The organism is Hydrocarboniphaga sp. (assembly GCF_028291725.1).
Lineage (GTDB): Bacteria > Pseudomonadota > Gammaproteobacteria > Nevskiales > Nevskiaceae > Hydrocarboniphaga.
The window spans coordinates 64,701-82,034 of record NZ_JAQGNT010000085.1 but is presented as its reverse complement, the minus strand read 5'-3'; the positions used below and the strand labels follow the sequence as shown (position 1 = coordinate 82,034).

18 protein-coding genes are annotated in these 17,334 nt (G+C 65.4%); 12 read left to right on the top strand and 6 right to left on the bottom strand.

Going from position 1 to position 17,334, the window contains the following annotated elements; genetic code table 11:
• Window positions 1-705: a transposase gene (locus JWQ90_RS22465; RefSeq protein ID WP_299697232.1), complete on the bottom strand. Its 705-nt coding sequence runs from the start codon at window positions 703-705 to the stop codon at window positions 1-3.
• Between the two features lie 230 nt (window positions 706-935).
• Here JWQ90_RS22465 and JWQ90_RS22460 point away from each other — a divergent pair, with 230 nt between their 5' ends.
• On the top strand, window positions 936-1,214 hold the full coding sequence (locus tag JWQ90_RS22460; RefSeq protein ID WP_299697231.1) for a BrnT family toxin: 279 nt from the start codon (window positions 936-938) through the stop codon (window positions 1,212-1,214).
• Window positions 1,177-1,506 (top strand): BrnA antitoxin family protein, encoded by a 330-nt coding sequence (locus tag JWQ90_RS22455; RefSeq protein WP_299697230.1) that lies wholly within the window; start codon window positions 1,177-1,179, stop codon window positions 1,504-1,506. Before JWQ90_RS22460 ends, JWQ90_RS22455 begins: the two co-directional genes overlap by 38 nt.
• Before the next feature lie 454 nt (window positions 1,507-1,960).
• Here the strand turns inward: JWQ90_RS22455 and JWQ90_RS22450 are convergent, their stop codons facing one another.
• Both JWQ90_RS22450 and JWQ90_RS22445 read right to left on the bottom strand, forming a co-directional pair.
• Window positions 1,961-2,296, bottom strand: coding sequence for a type II toxin-antitoxin system HicB family antitoxin (locus JWQ90_RS22450; RefSeq protein ID WP_299697229.1), 336 nt, complete (start codon window positions 2,294-2,296; stop codon window positions 1,961-1,963).
• A complete protein-coding gene (locus JWQ90_RS22445) occupies window positions 2,293-2,547 on the bottom strand; it encodes a type II toxin-antitoxin system HicA family toxin (protein WP_299697228.1) in 255 nt (84 codons plus the stop codon). The genes JWQ90_RS22450 and JWQ90_RS22445 overlap by 4 nt, the downstream gene beginning before the upstream one ends.
• 263 nt (window positions 2,548-2,810) lie before the next feature.
• On the opposite strand from JWQ90_RS22445, the gene JWQ90_RS22440 reads away from it, so the two are divergent.
• The 7 genes from JWQ90_RS22440 to JWQ90_RS22410 all read left to right on the top strand — a co-directional run bounded on the left by JWQ90_RS22440 (window position 2,811) and on the right by JWQ90_RS22410 (window position 9,262).
• The gene (locus JWQ90_RS22440; RefSeq protein ID WP_299697227.1) at window positions 2,811-3,203 is read left to right on the top strand and encodes a hypothetical protein; all 393 of its coding nucleotides are present in this window, start codon (window positions 2,811-2,813) and stop codon (window positions 3,201-3,203) included.
• Window positions 3,204-3,385: 182 nt separating this feature from the next.
• Window positions 3,386-5,122 carry a type IV-A pilus assembly ATPase PilB gene (gene pilB, locus JWQ90_RS22435; protein WP_299697226.1) on the top strand — a complete coding sequence of 579 codons (1,737 nt, stop codon included), beginning with the start codon at window positions 3,386-3,388 and terminating at the stop codon, window positions 5,120-5,122.
• A 145-nt stretch (window positions 5,123-5,267) separates the two neighbouring features.
• Window positions 5,268-6,488, top strand: coding sequence for a type II secretion system F family protein (locus tag JWQ90_RS22430; protein ID WP_299697225.1), 1,221 nt, complete (start codon window positions 5,268-5,270; stop codon window positions 6,486-6,488).
• 106 nt (window positions 6,489-6,594) lie between these two features.
• Entirely contained in the window at window positions 6,595-7,470 is an 876-nt protein-coding gene (locus tag JWQ90_RS22425) for an A24 family peptidase (protein WP_299697224.1), read from the top strand.
• Entirely contained in the window at window positions 7,470-8,066 is a 597-nt protein-coding gene (gene coaE / locus JWQ90_RS22420; protein ID WP_299697223.1) for a dephospho-CoA kinase, read from the top strand. The genes JWQ90_RS22425 and coaE overlap by 1 nt, the downstream gene beginning before the upstream one ends.
• Window positions 8,067-8,250: 184 nt before the next feature.
• The gene (zapD, locus tag JWQ90_RS22415) at window positions 8,251-9,039 is read left to right on the top strand and encodes a cell division protein ZapD (protein WP_299697222.1); all 789 of its coding nucleotides are present in this window, start codon (window positions 8,251-8,253) and stop codon (window positions 9,037-9,039) included.
• A 10-nt stretch (window positions 9,040-9,049) separates the two neighbouring features.
• On the top strand, window positions 9,050-9,262 hold the full coding sequence (locus JWQ90_RS22410; protein ID WP_299697221.1) for a DNA gyrase inhibitor YacG: 213 nt from the start codon (window positions 9,050-9,052) through the stop codon (window positions 9,260-9,262).
• A gap of 93 nt (window positions 9,263-9,355) precedes the next feature.
• On the opposite strand, the gene JWQ90_RS22405 is transcribed toward JWQ90_RS22410, so the two are convergent.
• The 3 genes from JWQ90_RS22405 to JWQ90_RS22395 all read right to left on the bottom strand — a co-directional run bounded on the left by JWQ90_RS22405 (window position 9,356) and on the right by JWQ90_RS22395 (window position 12,953).
• The gene (locus tag JWQ90_RS22405; RefSeq protein WP_299697220.1) at window positions 9,356-10,300 is read right to left on the bottom strand and encodes a Nudix family hydrolase; all 945 of its coding nucleotides are present in this window, start codon (window positions 10,298-10,300) and stop codon (window positions 9,356-9,358) included.
• A 33-nt stretch (window positions 10,301-10,333) separates the two neighbouring features.
• Complete coding sequence (gene argJ / locus JWQ90_RS22400) at window positions 10,334-11,551, bottom strand: bifunctional glutamate N-acetyltransferase/amino-acid acetyltransferase ArgJ (RefSeq protein WP_299697219.1); 1,218 nt, start codon at window positions 11,549-11,551, stop codon at window positions 10,334-10,336.
• A 118-nt stretch (window positions 11,552-11,669) separates the two neighbouring features.
• Window positions 11,670-12,953 (bottom strand): acetyl-CoA C-acetyltransferase, encoded by a 1,284-nt coding sequence (locus JWQ90_RS22395; protein WP_299697218.1) that lies wholly within the window; start codon window positions 12,951-12,953, stop codon window positions 11,670-11,672.
• A 200-nt stretch (window positions 12,954-13,153) separates the two neighbouring features.
• On the opposite strand from JWQ90_RS22395, the gene JWQ90_RS22390 reads away from it, so the two are divergent.
• From JWQ90_RS22390 to JWQ90_RS22380, 3 genes are all read left to right on the top strand, one after another.
• The gene (locus JWQ90_RS22390) at window positions 13,154-15,214 is read left to right on the top strand and encodes an NADPH-dependent 2,4-dienoyl-CoA reductase (protein ID WP_299697217.1); all 2,061 of its coding nucleotides are present in this window, start codon (window positions 13,154-13,156) and stop codon (window positions 15,212-15,214) included.
• A gap of 134 nt (window positions 15,215-15,348) precedes the next feature.
• Entirely contained in the window at window positions 15,349-16,215 is an 867-nt protein-coding gene (locus JWQ90_RS22385; protein ID WP_299697216.1) for a sterol desaturase family protein, read from the top strand.
• A gap of 76 nt (window positions 16,216-16,291) precedes the next feature.
• A complete protein-coding gene (locus JWQ90_RS22380) occupies window positions 16,292-17,332 on the top strand; it encodes an AraC family transcriptional regulator (protein ID WP_299697215.1) in 1,041 nt (346 codons plus the stop codon).
• The last annotated feature ends 2 nt before the right edge of the window (window positions 17,333-17,334 follow it).

The following is a 17,334-nucleotide window of genomic DNA, read 5'->3' as shown; positions in this document are numbered from 1 at the left end:
TTACGGTGACACTGTATGAAACATATCAACCTGATCTTCGCCCTGACCTGCTGCTGGCTTGGGGCCGCGTTTGGCGGGTGCCAGGGGCCGTCGGGTGTGGGCTTCCAGATCTCTGATCCATTCGTCACTGCCCACGGGACGGCCGGTTGATCGCGAGCGGCGAATGGCCCGCACTGCGTTCGCGTCCTCCTCCGTGTCCAGCAGTTGCGCGAAATTGCCGACGCGCTGAAGCAAGGGCGCCACGGTCACCACGCCGTCGTCCTTCCCCGCCAAATGCGCGCGCGCACTCGACCAGGGCCAAATCTCCGCGCGCTCAACCAAACCCGCGCGCACGGGGTTCATCGGCACATAGCGTGCCGCTGCAAGCAGGTGCCGCTCGTCCATAGCCGTGGAACTGAAGCGCCCCTGCCACAGGTGACCGGTCCACTTTTCGCGCGCGTGGATTCTCGCGGTGTAGCGCCGGTGCGCTTCGGCGAAGGTGCGCCGCAGGCCATCCGGACCGGATGGAACCAGAATGAAATGAACGTGATTGGGCATCAGGCAATACGCCCAGATGGCCGTTCCCGATGAACGAGCTGCCACCGTGATGAGGTCCAGATAGGCGCGATAGTCGTCGTCGCTGAAAAAGACCGGCTCACGCCGGTTACCCCTTTGGGTGACATGGTGGGGTAGATCGGGGATCACCACACGAGCAAGTCGGGCCATCGGCGACTCTCACGCACAATTGGGAAGACATCAAAATATATGAAGTTTCATACAGTGTCACCGTAATTAACCAGTGTCACCGTAATTCACGTAATTCAATCCGCTGAAAAGCCGATGGCTCATAACCCACGAAACGCTTCGCTTGGTCCATCGGAGAGATGCTTCCCCGCGCCGGTAAAACGTATTAACAATTTACTTGACGCGCCCATAAATCGTTAATACAATTTTCCATGCTCACCTGGGACGAACCGAAGCGCCTCGCCAACATCGCAGAGCACGGTTTCGACTTCGTTGGTGTGGACGCGATTTTCGACGGCCCGGTGTGGAGCTACGAGGATGACCGTGAAGCCTACGGCGAGCAGCGCATCAATCTGGTCGGCTGGCTCAACGGGCGTCTGATGCATCTGACCTATACCGATACCGATGATGGTGGAACGATGCGCGCCATCTCTCTCAGAAAGGCCGAGAAACATGAAATCCGCCGCTACGTCCAAGCGATTGCCCGCTGACTTCCCCAAGACCCCGGCCGAGTGGGAGGCGCTGATTGCTGCCGCTCCCGGCGAGGATCGCCCGCCCACTCCGGAGGAAGAATCCCAATGGGCAAATGCCGTGGTGGTGCATCGCGGCGGCCCACAGGCGGTGCGCGCGGCGCTTGCCCAGCGACGCCGGCGCGGGCCGAACAAGCGGCCGACGAAGGTGCCCACTACGCTGCGCCTGCCGCGCGACACGCTCGAGCGCTGGAAGGCCACCGGCCCCGGCTGGCAGACACGCATGGCGGAAGTGCTAGAGAAAGCGGTGTAACGGGGTCGAATCAGAATCAAAGCATTTTTCCATACAAATATGAAGTAAATCAGTCGAGTAGCCCGCGTAGGGCGGGTTAGCCGCAAGGCGTAACCCGCCTTCGGGAATGCAAAGCGCAAGGCGGGTCTCGACCCGCCCTACGAAACGCCGCCTTCGGGCGGCGTTTTCTTTTTCCGGCGTCGGGCCGGAGCAGCGTAGATCGGATCAGCTGCGGACCCACTCCGCTCACCGTCGTTACGCAGACACCGACGATGCCCCCGCCATTGTTTGGACCTACGCGGTGTCGGCGCTGGATCAAGTCGTCAGCGGGCTTGGCTGGCGCTTGTTCGGACAACTGCGCAGCCTGCGGCAATCGGCAGCGCAGCATCGCGATGCTTGCGCTGGCGCTGATCTTGGCCGTACTCGGGCTGTTCCTTCACGCGGTTGCCGGCCGGAGCCGGATCGGCTCATCGGGTCAATCCACCTGACTCGCTCGCCGCAGGGCATCTCCTGCCCATTGATTGAGGCTGACACCCGCCAGTTCTGCCGCCCGAAGGGCAGCGGCGTGATCCTCCGGCGCGATGCGCAGCATCAGCTTGCCGCTGGCGGGACGTTCGGGTGCTTGACCCAGGCTCCGGCAGGCAGCCACATAACCATCCACCGCCTCGTGAAACGCCTGCTCCAGTTCCTCCACCGAGCGGCCGTGAAAGCCCACGATATCGCGCACACCGGCCAAATGGCCCACAAAAATGCGGTCCCGCGGATCAAAGTCCACACGGGCGGCGTAGTCCTTGTACGTCATCGTGTTCATGGCGTCACTCCAATACGAGTCAAAAATTCCCGCGCATCCTTCACGCGGTAGCGCAGGGCCTCTTTTTGCGGGTGGGGGCGATGAAAAAAAACGCGCGCGCCGTCCCGCTCAAACATCACCGAAGAGCCGGCACCCTCCACCCGCACGCAGCCCGCAGCTATCAGCAGCGCCTCGATCCGCGACCATTCCAAGTTGCCGTTGACGGGCTCTGCAAAAACGGCGACCAGCGTTTTGCGGTGCTTGCTGTTCATGGCTGGACGCTATCAAACAGTGATGTCATCCGCAAGCACTTTCTGATAGCACTGAGCGTATCAATGGGGGCACGTATCTATGTATTTATGGGGTCATGAGAGCTGAGTACTCAGTCGGCAAAGGATTGCCGACCTACGAGCGTTTCACGTCAATGCGCTTGATCGCTTGGGAAATTAAGGTGCTCGAGGTAGGGTGTTGCCTGAAGTGGCTTGCAAGCGCGCGCAAACGGCGACGCGCAACGATAGGAAAAAAGGGGAGCGCCATGATCGGAATCTGGTCGGGCAGTGCGCAGGCGGTGGCGCTGTGGTTCGGTATCGCCACGCTGGTGATCTTCGCCATCCCGCTGTTCTTCACGCCGCTGCTGTGGGCGCGGATGCTGTTGTGGCGGCGGCCCGAGGACACCGATCTTGCGGTCTATTTCGGACGCTGCCTGGGCGCGTTCGCTCTGGCCATGGATTTCATGCTGATCCGCGCCGGCCTCAGCGGCGTGGCGCTGCAGCCGGTTTTCGAGATCATGATCGGGTTCAGCGCGCTGATGGTGGCGGTGCACGTTTACGGCGCCATCGCGAAGATCCAGCCGCTAACCGAGACGCTGGAGATCGTGTTCTGGGCCGCGGCGCTGGCGCTGTTCATCGCCTGTTTTCCGCCGGGCTGAGATCGTAGGTCGGCAATCCCTTGCCGACGTGAGGCCTCGGCTGCGCATCGAAAGTACATGTCGGCAAGGGATTGCCGACCTACTGGCGGTTCAGCCCTACCGAGGCGCATTGACGGCCGCAAGCAGCCGGAACAACATTAGAAATCGGGCCTAAACAGCTCAAGCCGGAAGGAATTGCTCTGGTGGCCTTGGCTTCGACCGTCGCATCTGTTCCCCCGCTCGGTGGTCTGGCGCGCAAGCTCGTCGCCGATCAGCTGCTGGCCGAGGATCAGGCGCGCGAGTTTCAGCTGCGCGCCACGCGCAGCGGCCAGTCCTTCGTCAGCCTGCTGGTGGAGTCCAAGACGGTATCGGCGCGGCGCATCGCCGAAGTCGCCAGCAATGACTTTGGCGCGCCGCTGCTGGACCTGGCGGCGATCGACATTGATCCGGTGCTGCTGAAGGACCTCAGCGAGAAACTGCTGCGCAAGACCCATGCGCTGCCGCTGTTCCGGCGCGGCAGCACGCTGTTCGTCGCGGTGTCCGACCCGACCAACCTGGCGGCGCTGGACGAAATCCGCTTCGCGACACGCACCGCGACCGAGGCCGTGGTCGTCGAAGAGGACAAGCTGGTCAAGGCAATCGACGCGGCCACTCAGCGGCTGAGTTCGGCGTCGATGGACCTCGGCATGGGCGACGCCGACCTGGAGAACATCGACATCAGCGACGGCGCCATGGCCGAGCTGCCGGACGTGACCAAGTCCGACGCCGACGAGGCGCCGATCGTGCGCTACGTGCACAAAATCATGCTCGATGCGATCGGCCAGGGCGCATCGGACATCCACTTCGAGCCCTACGAGAAGACCTACCGTATCCGCTACCGCAAGGACGGCGAGCTGCGCACCGTGGCGACGCCGCCGATCGCGACCGCGATGCGGCTGTCGGCGCGCGTGAAAGTGATGTCGCGCATGGATCTGGCCGAGCGCCGCGTGCCGCAGGACGGCCGCATCAAGCTCAACCTGTCGCGTACCAAGTCGATCGATTTTCGCGTCAGCACCTGCCCGACCCTGTGGGGCGAGAAGATCGTCTGCCGTATTCTGGACCCGAGCAGCACCCAGCTCGGCATCGACGCGCTCGGCTACGACTCGGTGCAGAGAGAAGCCTATATGCGCGCGCTGGGCAAGCCGCAGGGCATGATCCTGGTGACCGGCCCGACCGGCTCGGGCAAGACCGTGTCGTTGTACACCGGCCTGAATATCCTCAACCAGGACGACGTCAATATCTCGACCGCGGAAGATCCAGCGGAAATCAACCTGCCGGGCGTCAATCAGGTCAACGTCAATCCGAAAGTCGGCCTGACCTTCGCTGCCGCGCTGAAGGCGTTTTTGCGCCAGGACCCGGACGTGATCATGGTCGGCGAAATCCGCGACCTGGAGACCGCCGAGATCGCGATCAAGGCCGCGCAGACCGGGCATCTGGTGCTGTCGACGCTGCATACCAACGACGCGCCGCAGACCATCGTGCGCCTGATGAACATGGGCGTGCCGGCCTACAACCTGGCCTCGACCTTGACGCTGATCATCGCCCAGCGCCTGGCGCGCAAGCTCTGCCCGAGTTGCAAGCGCCCGGCCAGCATCCCGCGGCCCGAGCTGATCAAGGAAGGCTTCAGCGAGGCCGAGGTCGACGCGCCGAGCTTCAGCATCCTGGAGGCGGTGGGCTGCGACCAATGCGACCGCGGCTACAAGGGCCGGACCGGCATCTACCAGGTGATGCCGTTCTCCGAGGTGATGGGCCGGATTATCATGGAAGGCGGCAGCGCGATGGATATCGCCGACCAGTCCGAGCGCGAAGGCATCCCCAACCTGCGCCAGTCGGCGCTGAAAAAGGTGCGCGAAGGCACGATTGATCTGCTCGAAGCCAACCGCACCACGGTAGGCGAGTGATCGGTGCCGCCAGTCGGCGATCGGATGATTTGAGGCGCCGGCTCTGATTTGATTGGTAGGCGGGTCGTGACCCGCCGCTTTTGGGTATCGCCGGAAAACGGCGGGTCACGACCCGCCCTACATGCAGGAATCGCAGTTTCTCCAAATGGCGCAGGCAGCACTCACCGTCAAGGAACACACCTTCCTGTGGGAGGGCAGGGACCGCAAGGGCGCGCGCGTCAAGGGCGAGAGCCGCGGCGCCAGCGAGAGCCTGATCAAGACGCAGCTGCGCAAGCAGGGCATCAACCCGCTGAAGGTGCGCAAGAAGCTGCAGCTGTTCAGCGGCAAGAAGAAGATCAAGCCGGCCGACATCGCGATCTTCAGCCGCCAGATGTCGACGATGATGTCCGCCGGCGTGCCTCTGGTGCAGTCGCTGGAGCTGATCAGCCGCGGCAACCAGAACCCGGCGATGGCCGAGATGGTGATGGGCATCAAGGTCAACATCGAGGGCGGCAACTCGTTCTCGGAGTCGCTGGCCAAATACCCGCTGCAGTTCGACGACCTGTTCGTCAACCTGGTCGACGCCGGCGAGCGCTCCGGCGCGCTCGAGGCCCTGCTCGACAAGGTCGCCACCTACAAGGAAAAAACCGAGGCGATCAAGAAGAAGGTCAAGAAGGCGATGACCTATCCGAGCGCGGTGCTGGTGGTCGCGTTCATCGTCACCGGCATCCTGCTGTACTTCGTGGTGCCGCAGTTCGAGGACCTGTTCAAGGGCTTCGGCGCGGATCTGCCGGCGTTCACCCAGATGGTGATCGCGATGTCGCGCTTCATCCAGGACAAGTGGTGGCTGATCGGCCTGATACTCGGCGGCACGGTGTTCGCGTTCGGCTATTTCTACCCGCGCTCGCTGAAGATGCGGCGTTTCCTGGACCGTGCGCTGCTGAAAGTGCCGGTGGTCGGCGACATCCTCTACAAGTCCGCCGTGGCGCGCTTTGCGCGGACGCTGTCGACGATGTTCGCGGCCGGCGTGCCGCTGGTGGAGGCGCTGGATTCGGTGGCGCGCGCGGCCGGCAACATCGTCTTCCACGATGCGATCATGATCATGAAAGACCAGGTTTCCACCGGCCAGCAGCTGCAGCTGACGATGCAGCAGAGCGCGCTGTTCCCGCCGATGGCGACGCAAATGGTCGCGATCGGCGAGGAATCCGGCTCGCTGGACGAGATGTGCGCCAAGGTCGCCGAGTTCTACGAGGCCGAGGTCGACAACATGGTGGATTCGCTGTCGAGCCTGCTCGAGCCGATGATCATGGCGATCCTCGGCGTGCTGGTCGGCGGGCTGGTGGTCGCGATGTATCTGCCGATCTTCCAGCTGGGCCAGGTGATTTGATGCATCGCGCAGCAGCTTCGTAGGGCGGGTCGTGACCCGCCGTTCTCTGCGGCGTCCAGAAAAGCGGCGGGTCGCGACCCGCCCTACGGCTCGATAGAATCCCGATATGGCCCTGCTAGCAGCCCTCCAAACCAGCCCGACGCTGCTGCTGATCGTGATCACGATCTTGGGCCTGCTGATCGGCAGCTTTCTCAACGTGGTCGCCTATCGGCTGCCGCTGCGCATCGAGCAGGATTTTCGCAATGCCTGCCGCGACAGCTTCGGCGCGCCAGACACGATCCCCGGCGAACAGCTGGTTTCGCTGATCCGCCCCGGCAGCCAGTGCCCGCACTGCCGTACGCCGATCAAGCCCTGGCACAACCTGCCGGTGGCCGGCTGGCTGATGCTGCGCGGCAAATGCGCCGCCTGCGCCGCGCCGATCTCGGTGCAATACCCGATCGTCGAGGCCCTGACCGGCCTGATGTCGGCGGTCTGCGCGCTGCACTTCGGCGCCACGCCGCAGCTGCTGGGCGCGCTGGTGCTGACCTGGTCGCTGATCGCGCTGACGGTCACCGACCTGCGCACGATGTACCTGCCGGACGATCTGACCCTGCCGCTGCTGTGGCTGGCCCTGGTGCTCAGCCTGTGGGGCGTGTTCGCCACGCCGTCCGAGGCGATCATCGGCGCCGCGCTCGGCTACGGCCTGCTGTGGGGCACCTTCCATCTGTTCAAGTTCGCCACCGGCAAGGAGGGCATGGGCTACGGCGACTTCAAGCTGCTGGCCGCGCTGGGCGCCTGGCTGGGCTGGCAGGCGCTGCCGCAGATCGTGCTGCTGTCGGCGATGGTCGGCGCCGCGGTCGGCATCGTGCTGATCGTGTCGCGCCGCGCCGAGTGGAGCTCGCGGATTCCGTTCGGCCCGTACATCGCCGGCGCCGGCTGGATCGCGCTGATCTGGGGCGAGCGCATCAACCAGGCCTATCTGGGCCTGATCCAGCCGCACTGATGTCTCGTCTGACCATCGGACTGACCGGCGGCATCGCCAGCGGCAAGACCCTGGTCGCCGACGCCTTCATCGCGCTCGGCGTGCCGGTGCTGGACGCCGACCAGGTCGCCCGCGACGTGGTCGCGCCGGGCGAACCCGCGCTGACGCTGATTGCCGAGGCCTTCGGCGCCAAAGCGCTGCAGGCCGACGGCACGCTGGACCGGCGGCGCATGCGCGAGCTGGTATTCGGCAACCCGGCCGAGCTGCGCCGGCTGGAGGCGATCACCCATCCGGCGATCCGCCAGCGCATGCGTGACTGGCGCGACGCGCAGACCGCGCCCTACTGCATGCTGTCGGTCGCGATCCTGGTCGAATCGGCCGGCATGCGCGAGCTGGTCGACCGGGTGCTGGTCATCGACGTGCCGGTAGAGACGCAGATGGCGCGGCTGACGGCGCGCGACCAGGTCGACGCGACGCTGGCGCGGCAGATGATCGCGGCCCAGGCCAGCCGCGAGCAGCGCCTGGCAGCGGCCGACGACATCATCGCCAACGACGGCAGCGTGGCGCAGACCCTGGCGGCAGTACAAGCACTGCACCAGCGCTACCTGCACCCGTAGGTCGGCAATCCTTTGCCGACGTGCACCCACGGATGCGCAATCGAGGTTTCACGTCGGCAAAGGATTGCCGACCTACGCGCTGCAGTGAAACCAGCGCCAAACCACGCCTGGCGCGCTTAATTCTCATTTGCGGTCAGTAGTGCACTGCGTCACAATCCGGGCCACTTTTGTTCAGCTCCAGCCAGTGACTTCAGGATCGGCCGAGGCACTCGACTCCATCTGCTTCGAGCAACCGCTCAACGAGCGAGTGCGCACGTTCCTGCGTCTGGAGTTCCTGTTCGGCCAGCACGCGCATCATCGCCAGGACCGCAGCCAGTACGGCCTGCGCGCGCGCCTGCAGACCCTGCTCGACACGCTGACCGTGCTGTCGCGCTCGGACCTGAAGAAAGACATCCTCAAGGAGCTGCTCGAGCAGCACGCGCATCTGACGCGCCTGTCCGCGCGCCCTGGCGTCGATCCGGAGCGGCTCGGACATGTGCTCAAGGAGCTGACGACCTCGATCAACGGCCTGCAGCAGCTGATCACGCAGTTCGCCGGCAGCGCGCTGCGCGACAACGAGTTCCTGATCTCGATCCACAACCGCACCTCGATCCCGGGCGGCACCTGCGGATTTGATCTGCCGGCGTATCACTTCTGGCTGTCGCAGCCCTACGAAACCGTGAACCGCAATCTCGAGGCCTGGTTCACCGACCTGGCGCCGTTCGAAGTCGCGATCGGCCTGTACCTGAAGCTGCTGCGCGGCAGCACCGAGCCGACGCCGGCGGTGGCACGTGGCGGCCTGTACGTGCACGCACCGCAGGGCCCGGTGCAGCTGCTGCGCGTATTCGTGCCGCAGGCGGCGGCCGCGTATCCCGAGATCAGCGCTGGCGCGCATCGCTTCACCATCCGCTTCGTGTCTCTGCACGACGTCAATCGCCGCAGCACCCAGGTGCACAGCGACGTGCCCTTCAACATCCAGTGCTGCGCGCTCTGAGCCTTTCCCGATGACCGCGCCTCGAATCGGCCGCTGCCCGCAGTGCGGCGCTCCGGCGACGCTGGAAACCAGCAACGCATTCCGGCCGTTCTGCAGCGAGCGCTGCAAGCTGCTGGACTTCGGCGCCTGGATCAACGGCCAGTACACGATTCCGGCAGTCGAGAACGACGTTGACGGCGAAGACATCGAGCCGCCGAACGATCCTCGGGACCGTCTACAGTAGTCACGTAGGTTGGGGTGAGCTTGCGAACCCCAACATGCTTCCGCGCCGATGTTGGGGTTCGCAAGCTCACCCCAACCTACGCTCAGACCGATATCAGGGCAGCCAGTACGCGTTGATGCCCGCGCAGCCCTGGCCGCCGTTGTTCCAGGCGCGCTCGTGATCGCGTGGGCCGACTCCGCCGATCGCATAAACCGGCAAGCCGGCCTCCAAGGCCGCCTCGGCGAATCCAGTCCAGCCCAGCGGAGCTTCATTCGCATGCGAGTTCGTCGGCTGCACATGGCCGAGCACGGCGGCGTCGGCATCCAGGGCATTCAGCGCCAACAGTTCTTCACGCGTGTGCGCAGAGCCGAAGAAGGCCACTACGTCGGGCCGCGCAGCCAGCGAGCGCCAGGCAGCGACCGGCGCGTGCCAGCCGCAACCGAGTTCACGTGACAGCGCTGGATCGCGGTCGAGCACCAGGCGCAGGCCATGATCGGCGACGCTCTTCGCGAGCGATGACGCCAGCGCCGCGTAGGCGGCATCGCCCAGCGCCGGCAGCCGCAGGCGCAGCAGCGCGTGCTTCGGCATGCGGCTCAGCCCGGCCCGAATCGCGGCCGCCTCCATCATCGGCGGCGTGAACACATAGTCCGGCGGCAGCCGCAGCGGCTTCAGGATCGGCGCCACCGTCGGCAGCGTGTCGTAGCCGCCGACCGCGTCCAGCGCGGTCCAGGCCAGCGCCTGGTTTTCGCGCGATTCGGGCTCGCCGTCGAAGGCGCTGACCAGCCAGGTGTCGAGCACGACGATGCGATTGCTGTAGGCGTGACGCAGGCGGATCAGCGGCCGCGCGGCGCGCAGCGTCACGCCGAGTTCTTCATGCAGCTCGCGCGCGAGTGCCGCCGCTGCCGATTCGCCGGGCTCGATCTTGCCGCCGGGGAACTCCCAGAAACCCGCCGCGATCTTGCCCGGCGGCCGCTGCGCCAGCAGCACCGCGCCGTCGGCGCGCTGCAGAACACCGCAGGCGACCTGCAGCAGCGGCCGCGGATCGTCGGTCACCGCCATTTCAGGTTCGGCCGAATCGTTTTGTCGTACCGCTCAAGTGCGGTACTCGGCGTTGATCCTGACGTAGTCGTAGCTGAAATCGCAGGTCCACACGGTGGCGCTGGCGTCGCCGGCTCCTAGCCCGATGCGGATCGTGAACTCGGCTTTTGCGACCACCGCGGCGCCGAGATCGTCGTGGTATTCCGGGTGCGGCTGGCCGCCGCGCAGCAGGCTGACGTCGTCCAGCCACAGGTCGACCTTGGCCGGATCGACCGGCACGCCGGATTTGCCGATCGCCATCACGATGCGGCCCCAGTTCGCATCGGACGCGAACAGCGCGGTCTTCACCAGCGGGGAATGCGCGACCGACAGCGCCACGTGGCGCGCGGCGGCTTCGTCGGTCGCGCCAGTGACGTTGATCGTGACGAACTTGGTCGCGCCTTCGCCGTCGCGGACGATCGCATGCGCGAGTTCCAGGCAGACCTGCTCGATCGCCGCATAAATCGGCGCGTAATCGGCATGCGCAGTGTCGATGTCGGCGCCGCCGACCTGCGCGGTCGCGAACAGCAGGCAGGAATCATTGGTCGAGGTATCGCCGTCGACGGTCACGCAGTTGAAGCTGCGCGACACCGCGGTCTTCAGCGCCGCGTCGACCGCGGCCGGCGACAGGCGCGCGTCGGTGCCGATATAGGCCAGCATCGTCGCCATGTCCGGGTGAATCATGCCGACGCCCTTGGCGATGCCGGTGACGGTGACTTCGCCCTGCGAGGTCTGCACACGCCGCGTCGCGCCCTTGCCGACGGTGTCGGTGGTCATGATCGCGCGCATCGCGGCCAGCCAGCCATCAGTGCGCAGATCGGCTTTCGCGGCCGGCACGGCCGCGGTCATGCGCGCAACCGGCAGACGCTGGCCGATCACGCCGGTGGAAAACGGCAGCACCTGGCCGGCTTCGCAGCCGAGCGCAGCGGCGACGCTGCCGGCGACCAGGCGCGCGTCATCGAGCCCGCCCTGGCCGGTGGCCGCGTTGGCATTGCCGGCATTGACCACCAGCGCGCGCACTGTCGCGCCGCTGGCGAGCACATCGCGGCAGACCAGCACCGGGGCTGCCGCGAACGCGTTCTGTGTGAAAACGCCGGCGACTCGCGTGCCCGGTGCCAGCTCGATCAGCAGCAGGTCCTTGCGGCCCGGTTTCTTGATCGCGGCCTCGGCGACACCCAGGCGCACGCCGGCGACCGGGTAAAGGAATTCGGGAGCCTGCCAGGCGACGGCCATCGGATTTCTCGCGGATCAGTAAGGCCGCGAATTGTAGTAGGTCGGCAATCCTTTGCCGACGTGTACCCCCGGATGCGCAATCGAGGTTTCACGTCGGCAAGGGATTGCCGACCTACGCTCAGCGCTCGACGATCGCCACCACGCCCATGCCGCCGGCGGCACAGATCGAGATCAGGCAGCGGCCGCCGCCGCGCTGTTCCAGCAGCTTGCCGGCCGTGGCCAGGATGCGGCCGCCGGTGGCGGCAAACGGATGGCCCAGCGCCAGGCTGCTGCCCTTGACGTTGATCTTGCTGCGGTCGATCGCGCCCAGCGGCTTGGCCAGGCCCAGGCGCTCGTGGCAGAACTTGGGGTCTTCCCAGGCCTTGAGCGTGCACAGCACCTGCGCAGCAAAAGCCTCGTGAATCTCGTAGAAATCGAAGTCCTGCAGCGTCAGCCCAGCGCGCTCCAGCATGCGCGGCACCGCGTAGCACGGCGCCATCAACAGACCTTCTTTCTTGACCACGAAGTCGACCGCAGCGGTCTCGCTGTGGACCAGAAACGCCTGCGGCTTGAAGCCATGCGCGTCGGCCCATGCTTCGCTGGACAGCAGTGCGGCGGACGCGCCGTCGGTCAGTGGCGTGGAATTGGCGGCGGTCAGCGTGCCCTTGCCCGACTTGCGGTCGAACACCGGCTTCAGCGCCGCCAGCTTCTCTAGCTTGCTGTCGCCGCGCAGGTTGTTGTCTCGGGTGACGCCGGCGTACTCGATCAGCAGATCGTCGAAGAAGCCTTCGTCATAGGCCTTGGCGGCTTTCAGGTGCGACTCCAGCGCCAGCTGGTCCTGGGCTTCGCGCGGGATCTTCCATTCCTGCGCCATCAGCTCGCAGTGCTCGCCCATGCTCATGCGCGTGCGCGGCTCGCCGTTGTTCGGCGCCGATGGCGCCAGCATCGCCGGACGGAAGCGGCTCAGGATCGCCAGACGCTGGCCGGCGGTCTTGGCGCGATTGAGATCCAGCAGGATCGTGCGCAGCTTGTCACCGACCGCGATCGGCGCGTCGGAGGCGGTGTCGACGCCGCCGGCGATGCCGGCTTCGATCTGCCCCAGCGCGATCTTGTTGCCGACCAGGATCGCGGCCTCAAGACCGGTGCCGCAGGCCTGCTGCACGTCGTAAGCCGGGGTTTCCGCAGCCAGGCCCGAGGACAGCACACATTCGCGGGTCAGGTTGAAATCGCGCGAATGCTTCAGCACCGCGCCGGCGGCGACTTCGCCCAGGCGCTCGCCCTGCAGCTGGAACTTGTCGACCACTCCGCGCAGCGCAGCGGTCAGCATGTCCTGATTGCTCTTGTAGGAATAGACCGTGTTGGAACGGGCAAAAGGGATGCGGGCGCCGCCCAGCAGGGCGACTCGACGACCGATGGTGCTCATTGGGGGAATCCGGATCTGGAGTGAGAAATTGTGGCCAAGCTTAGCGACGTCGAACCCGTACTCGCCATGGCGCTTGACGCACGCAGATTCGGGCGTTGATCCTGCGCGCGCCATGGCGGGACCGACAGGCGCTCATGGCGTGTACGCCACTGCCGCGTGCGCTGATGCGGAAAAACGCCTTCCTTCCACCCGAGGTTTTCATGTCCGCTGCATCACCCTACCCGCATCTGCTCGCGCCGCTCGACCTCGGTTTCACGCAGCTCAGGAACCGCGTGCTGATGGGCTCGATGCATACCGGCCTGGAAGATCGCCGCAAGCATTTTCCGCGGCTCGCGGCCTATTTTGCCGAGCGCGCGCGCGGCGGTGTCGGCCTGATCGTGACCGGCGGTTTTTCGCCGAACATCGAAGGCTGGCTGCTGCCGCTAGCGTCCAAGCTTTCCACCAGCGCGTCGGCGCGCGCCCATCGCCTGATTACCGATGCGGTGCACGCCGAAGGCGGCAAGATCGCGCTGCAGATTCTGCACGCCGGCCGCTATAGCTATCACCCGCTGTCGGTCGCGCCGAGCCGGATCAAATCGCCGATCACGCCGTTCACGCCGCGTGAGCTGCCGGCGCATGGCGTCGAGCGCCAGATCCGTGCATTCGCGCGCTGCGCCGCTCTGGCGCGCGAGGCGGGCTACGACGGCGTCGAAATCATGGGCAGCGAGGGTTACTTCATCAACCAGTTCCTCGCGCCGGGCACCAACCTGCGTAACGACCACTACGGCGGCAGTCTCGAAAACCGCCAGCGTCTCGCGATCGAGATCGTCGAGCGTTCGCGCGCCGCGGTCGGCAAGGACTTCATCATCATCTATCGCCAGTCGCTGATCGACCTGGTGCCGGGCGGCCAGACCTGGAGCGAGATCGTGCAGCTGGCGCGCGCAATCGAAACCGCCGGCGCGACACTGATCAACACCGGCATCGGCTGGCATGAGGCGCGGGTGCCGACGATCGTCACCAGCGTGCCGCGCGCGGCGTTCGCCTGGGTCACCAAGAAGCTCAAGGCCGAAGGCCTGAAAATCCCGCTGATCACGACCAACCGGATCAATGCACCGGATGTCGCCGAGCAACTGCTGGCCGACGGCTACGCCGACATGGTGAGCATGGCGCGGCCGCTGCTGGCCGATGCGGATTTTGTCAAAAAAGCCGCGGAAAACCGCGCCGACGAAATCAACACCTGCATAGCCTGCAACCAGGCCTGCCTGGATCACACTTTCAGGAACAAGCTGGTTTCCTGCCTGGTGAACCCGCGCGCCGCGCACGAAACCGAGTTGAACTACGCGCCCGCCGACGTCAAAAAGCGCATCGCGGTGGTCGGCGCCGGGCCCGCCGGCCTGGCTTGCGCAGCGGTGCTGGCCGAGCGCGGACATGCGGTCGATCTGTTCGACTCTGCCGACGAAATCGGCGGCCAGTTCAACATGGCCAAGCGGGTTCCGGGCAAGGAAGAGTTCTACGAGACGATCCGCTATTTCAAACGCCGCATCGAAGTCACCGGCGTGAAGCTGCAGCTCGGCAAGCGAGTCGATGCCGAGCAATTGAAAGCGGCGGGCTATGACGAAGTCGTGATCGCGACCGGTGTATTGCCGCGCAATCCGAAAATCCCCGGCCAAGCCGATGGCGAGGCCGCAGGCCGCGTACTGTCGTATGTCGACGTGCTGCGCGGCGGAGCTGCGGTCGGCAAGCGCGTGGCGCTGATCGGCGCCGGCGGTATTGGCTTCGATGTTGCCGAGTTCCTCGCCAGCGACGGCCATTCGACAACGCTCGATCTGCCCGCCTGGCAGCGCGAATGGGGTGTCGGCGATCCTGAGGATGCCCGTGGCGGCGTTGCCGGCGTGATCCGCGATGTTCCACCGAGCCCACGCGAAATCTGGCTGCTGCAGCGCAAGCCCGGCAAGCCCGGCGCCGGCCTGGGCAAGACCAGCGGCTGGGTGCATCGCGCGTCCTTGCAGATGAAGCAGGTGAAGATGATTCCGGGCTTGAACTACGAGGCGATCGAAGCCGGCGGCCTGCGCGTCAGCTATGGCGAGAAGCGCGAGCGGCCGCAGCTGATCGAGGTCGATCACATCGTGCTGTGCGCCGGCCAGGAATCGCTGCGCGAGCTGGAGGAACCGCTGAAACTCGCCGGCGTCAGCGTGCATCGCATCGGCGGCGCCGACGTCGCCGCCGAGCTCGACGCCAAGCGCGCGATCGACCAGGGCTGCAGGCTGGCGGCGCGGCTGTAACCACGACCTCCACCTGTAGGAGCGGGTCATACCCGCGACTGTGCTCCCGAACGTCTCAGTCGCGGGTATGACCCGCTCCTACAGGTGGCGGATTTACCAGTCTTGCGTCTGGCGCAAGGGCATAAAATGCAGCCATGTTGAGCGAACTCGTCACTACGATTCACCGCATCGGCATCGAGAAGATTTTTCTGCTGCTGATGGCGCCGGTCTTCGTCGTCTGCATGACGACGGAGTACTTGGTGCTGCGCCATCGCCGGCAGCAGACCTACTCGCTGCACGAAACCCGGTCCAACATCGTGCTGGCGCTGTCGCATGCGGCCACCGACGGCATCGCCTGGGCGCTTCTGCTGGGCCTGTTTTACTGGATCTACCAGCACCGGCTGTTCGACATCCCGTTCAACGGCTGGACGCTGTTGCTGCTGGTGGTGCTGCAGGATTTCTTCTACTACTGGTTCCATCGCGGCAGCCATCGCATCCGCTGGATGTGGGCCAGCCACGTCACCCATCACTCGTCCGAGACGATGAATCTGTCGACCGCACTGCGCCAGAGCCTGACGTACCCGCTGTCGGGCATGTGGGCGTTCTGGCTGCCGCTGGCCTGGATCGGCTTCAAGCCCGAGCACGTGATCCTGGTGGTCGCGGTGAACCTCGGCTACCAGTTCTTCGTGCACACCGAGGCGGTACGCAAGCTGCCGCGCGGGTTCGAGGCGGTGTTCAATACGCCCTCGCATCACCGCGTGCATCACGCGCGCAATCCGCAGTACATCGACCGCAATTACGCCGGTGTGCTGGTGATCTGGGACAAGATGTTCGGCTCGTTCGTACCGGAGGAGGCGCCTTGCGACTACGGCATCACGCGCCAGATCAAGACGCGCAATCCGATCGTCATGATGTTCCACGAGTGGCGCGACATGTTCAGTGACGTGGCACGACGCGGCCCGCTGCGCCTGCGGCTGAAGCATCTGTGGGCGCCGCCTGAATGGGTCCGGCCGGCCGAATAGCCGGGCCGGGCAAGCGCCGCGCGTGTGTCGCAGCGGCCAATCCGGCACACTGGGCGATCCAATCCGAAGGGCGCCGATGCGGGATTCCGGGCAACTACTGCAGGTCGTTCACCAGGGCATGGTCAAGGCCGGGCTCGACGTCGCCGCGATCTATCAACGCCTCGGCTACGACGCCGAAAAGCTGGCCCTGCGCGAGCTGCGCACGCCGCATCAGCAACAGGTTTTTTTCTGGAGCACGATCGAGTCCGTCACCAAGGACCCGGAGATCGGCCTGCACCTGTGTCCGCACCTGCCGATTTTCCGCGGCGAGGTGCTCGAATACCTGATGTTCAGCAGCCGCACTTTCGGCGAGGGCCTGAATCGCTCGCTGAAATATCTGCGGCTGATCTCCGACGCGATCAACGTGCGGCTGGACCAGGACGCCAGGGGGGTGCGCGTCGCGGTGGTCGGCACCGCGATGGATGCGCCGCAGTTGCGTCACACCGAAATCTGCGTGGTCTACGAGCTGATGCGCTTTGCCGGCGCGGTGACCGAGCATCGGTTCCGGCCGCAGCGCGTCCTGCTGCGCTGCAGCCAGCGCGCGCCACAGGCGGAATACGACAAGATCTTCGGCTGCAGCGTCGAGTTCGGTGGCCGCGAAAGCGAGATCTGGTTCGATCCGGCGATGCTGGATTATCGCTCGCCGCATTCCGACCCGGACCTGCTGCTGCTGCACGAGGGCCTCGCCGAAAAGCGCCTGCTGAAGCTCAAGCGCGAAGATCTGGTCGAGCGCATCCGCGGCGTGTTCGCGCAGCGGCTGGAGCTGGAGAACTGCGACCTGGAAGACGTGGCGAAGGAACTCGACATCCCGCCGCGACGGCTGCGCTTCGAACTCGCCCGCGCCGGCACCAGCTTCTCGCAAATCCTGGCCGACTTCCGTTTCCACCTGGCCAAGCGCCTGCTGGCGAAGACCGACGAGGCGATCGAGAACATCGTCTATCTAACGGGCTTTTCGGAGCCCAGCACTTTCTACCGCGCGTTCAAGCGCTGGTCGGGACAGACCCCGGTGCAGTACCGCGAAAGCCGGCGAGCGCGTCGCGCCGGTGCGGCGGCGCAGACGGTGGCGGACTCCAAGTAGAC

What these genes read in the sequence shown, in the direction of transcription:
- JWQ90_RS22465 (WP_299697232.1), bottom strand. Translation starts at nt 705, where the DNA reads ATGGCCCGACTTGCTCGTGTGGTGATCCCCGATCTACCCCACCATGTC.
- JWQ90_RS22460 (WP_299697231.1), top strand. Translation starts at nt 936, where the DNA reads ATGCTCACCTGGGACGAACCGAAGCGCCTCGCCAACATCGCAGAGCAC.
- JWQ90_RS22455 (WP_299697230.1), top strand. Translation starts at nt 1,177, where the DNA reads ATGAAATCCGCCGCTACGTCCAAGCGATTGCCCGCTGACTTCCCCAAG.
- JWQ90_RS22450 (WP_299697229.1), bottom strand. Translation starts at nt 2,296, where the DNA reads ATGAACACGATGACGTACAAGGACTACGCCGCCCGTGTGGACTTTGAT.
- JWQ90_RS22445 (WP_299697228.1), bottom strand. Translation starts at nt 2,547, where the DNA reads ATGAACAGCAAGCACCGCAAAACGCTGGTCGCCGTTTTTGCAGAGCCC.
- JWQ90_RS22440 (WP_299697227.1), top strand. Translation starts at nt 2,811, where the DNA reads ATGATCGGAATCTGGTCGGGCAGTGCGCAGGCGGTGGCGCTGTGGTTC.
- JWQ90_RS22430 (WP_299697225.1), top strand. Translation starts at nt 5,268, where the DNA reads ATGGCGCAGGCAGCACTCACCGTCAAGGAACACACCTTCCTGTGGGAG.
- JWQ90_RS22425 (WP_299697224.1), top strand. Translation starts at nt 6,595, where the DNA reads ATGGCCCTGCTAGCAGCCCTCCAAACCAGCCCGACGCTGCTGCTGATC.
- coaE (WP_299697223.1), top strand. Translation starts at nt 7,470, where the DNA reads ATGTCTCGTCTGACCATCGGACTGACCGGCGGCATCGCCAGCGGCAAG.
- JWQ90_RS22410 (WP_299697221.1), top strand. Translation starts at nt 9,050, where the DNA reads ATGACCGCGCCTCGAATCGGCCGCTGCCCGCAGTGCGGCGCTCCGGCG.
- JWQ90_RS22405 (WP_299697220.1), bottom strand. Translation starts at nt 10,300, where the DNA reads ATGGCGGTGACCGACGATCCGCGGCCGCTGCTGCAGGTCGCCTGCGGT.
- argJ (WP_299697219.1), bottom strand. Translation starts at nt 11,551, where the DNA reads ATGGCCGTCGCCTGGCAGGCTCCCGAATTCCTTTACCCGGTCGCCGGC.
- JWQ90_RS22395 (WP_299697218.1), bottom strand. Translation starts at nt 12,953, where the DNA reads ATGAGCACCATCGGTCGTCGAGTCGCCCTGCTGGGCGGCGCCCGCATC.
- JWQ90_RS22390 (WP_299697217.1), top strand. Translation starts at nt 13,154, where the DNA reads ATGTCCGCTGCATCACCCTACCCGCATCTGCTCGCGCCGCTCGACCTC.
- JWQ90_RS22385 (WP_299697216.1), top strand. Translation starts at nt 15,349, where the DNA reads ATGTTGAGCGAACTCGTCACTACGATTCACCGCATCGGCATCGAGAAG.
- JWQ90_RS22380 (WP_299697215.1), top strand. Translation starts at nt 16,292, where the DNA reads ATGCGGGATTCCGGGCAACTACTGCAGGTCGTTCACCAGGGCATGGTC.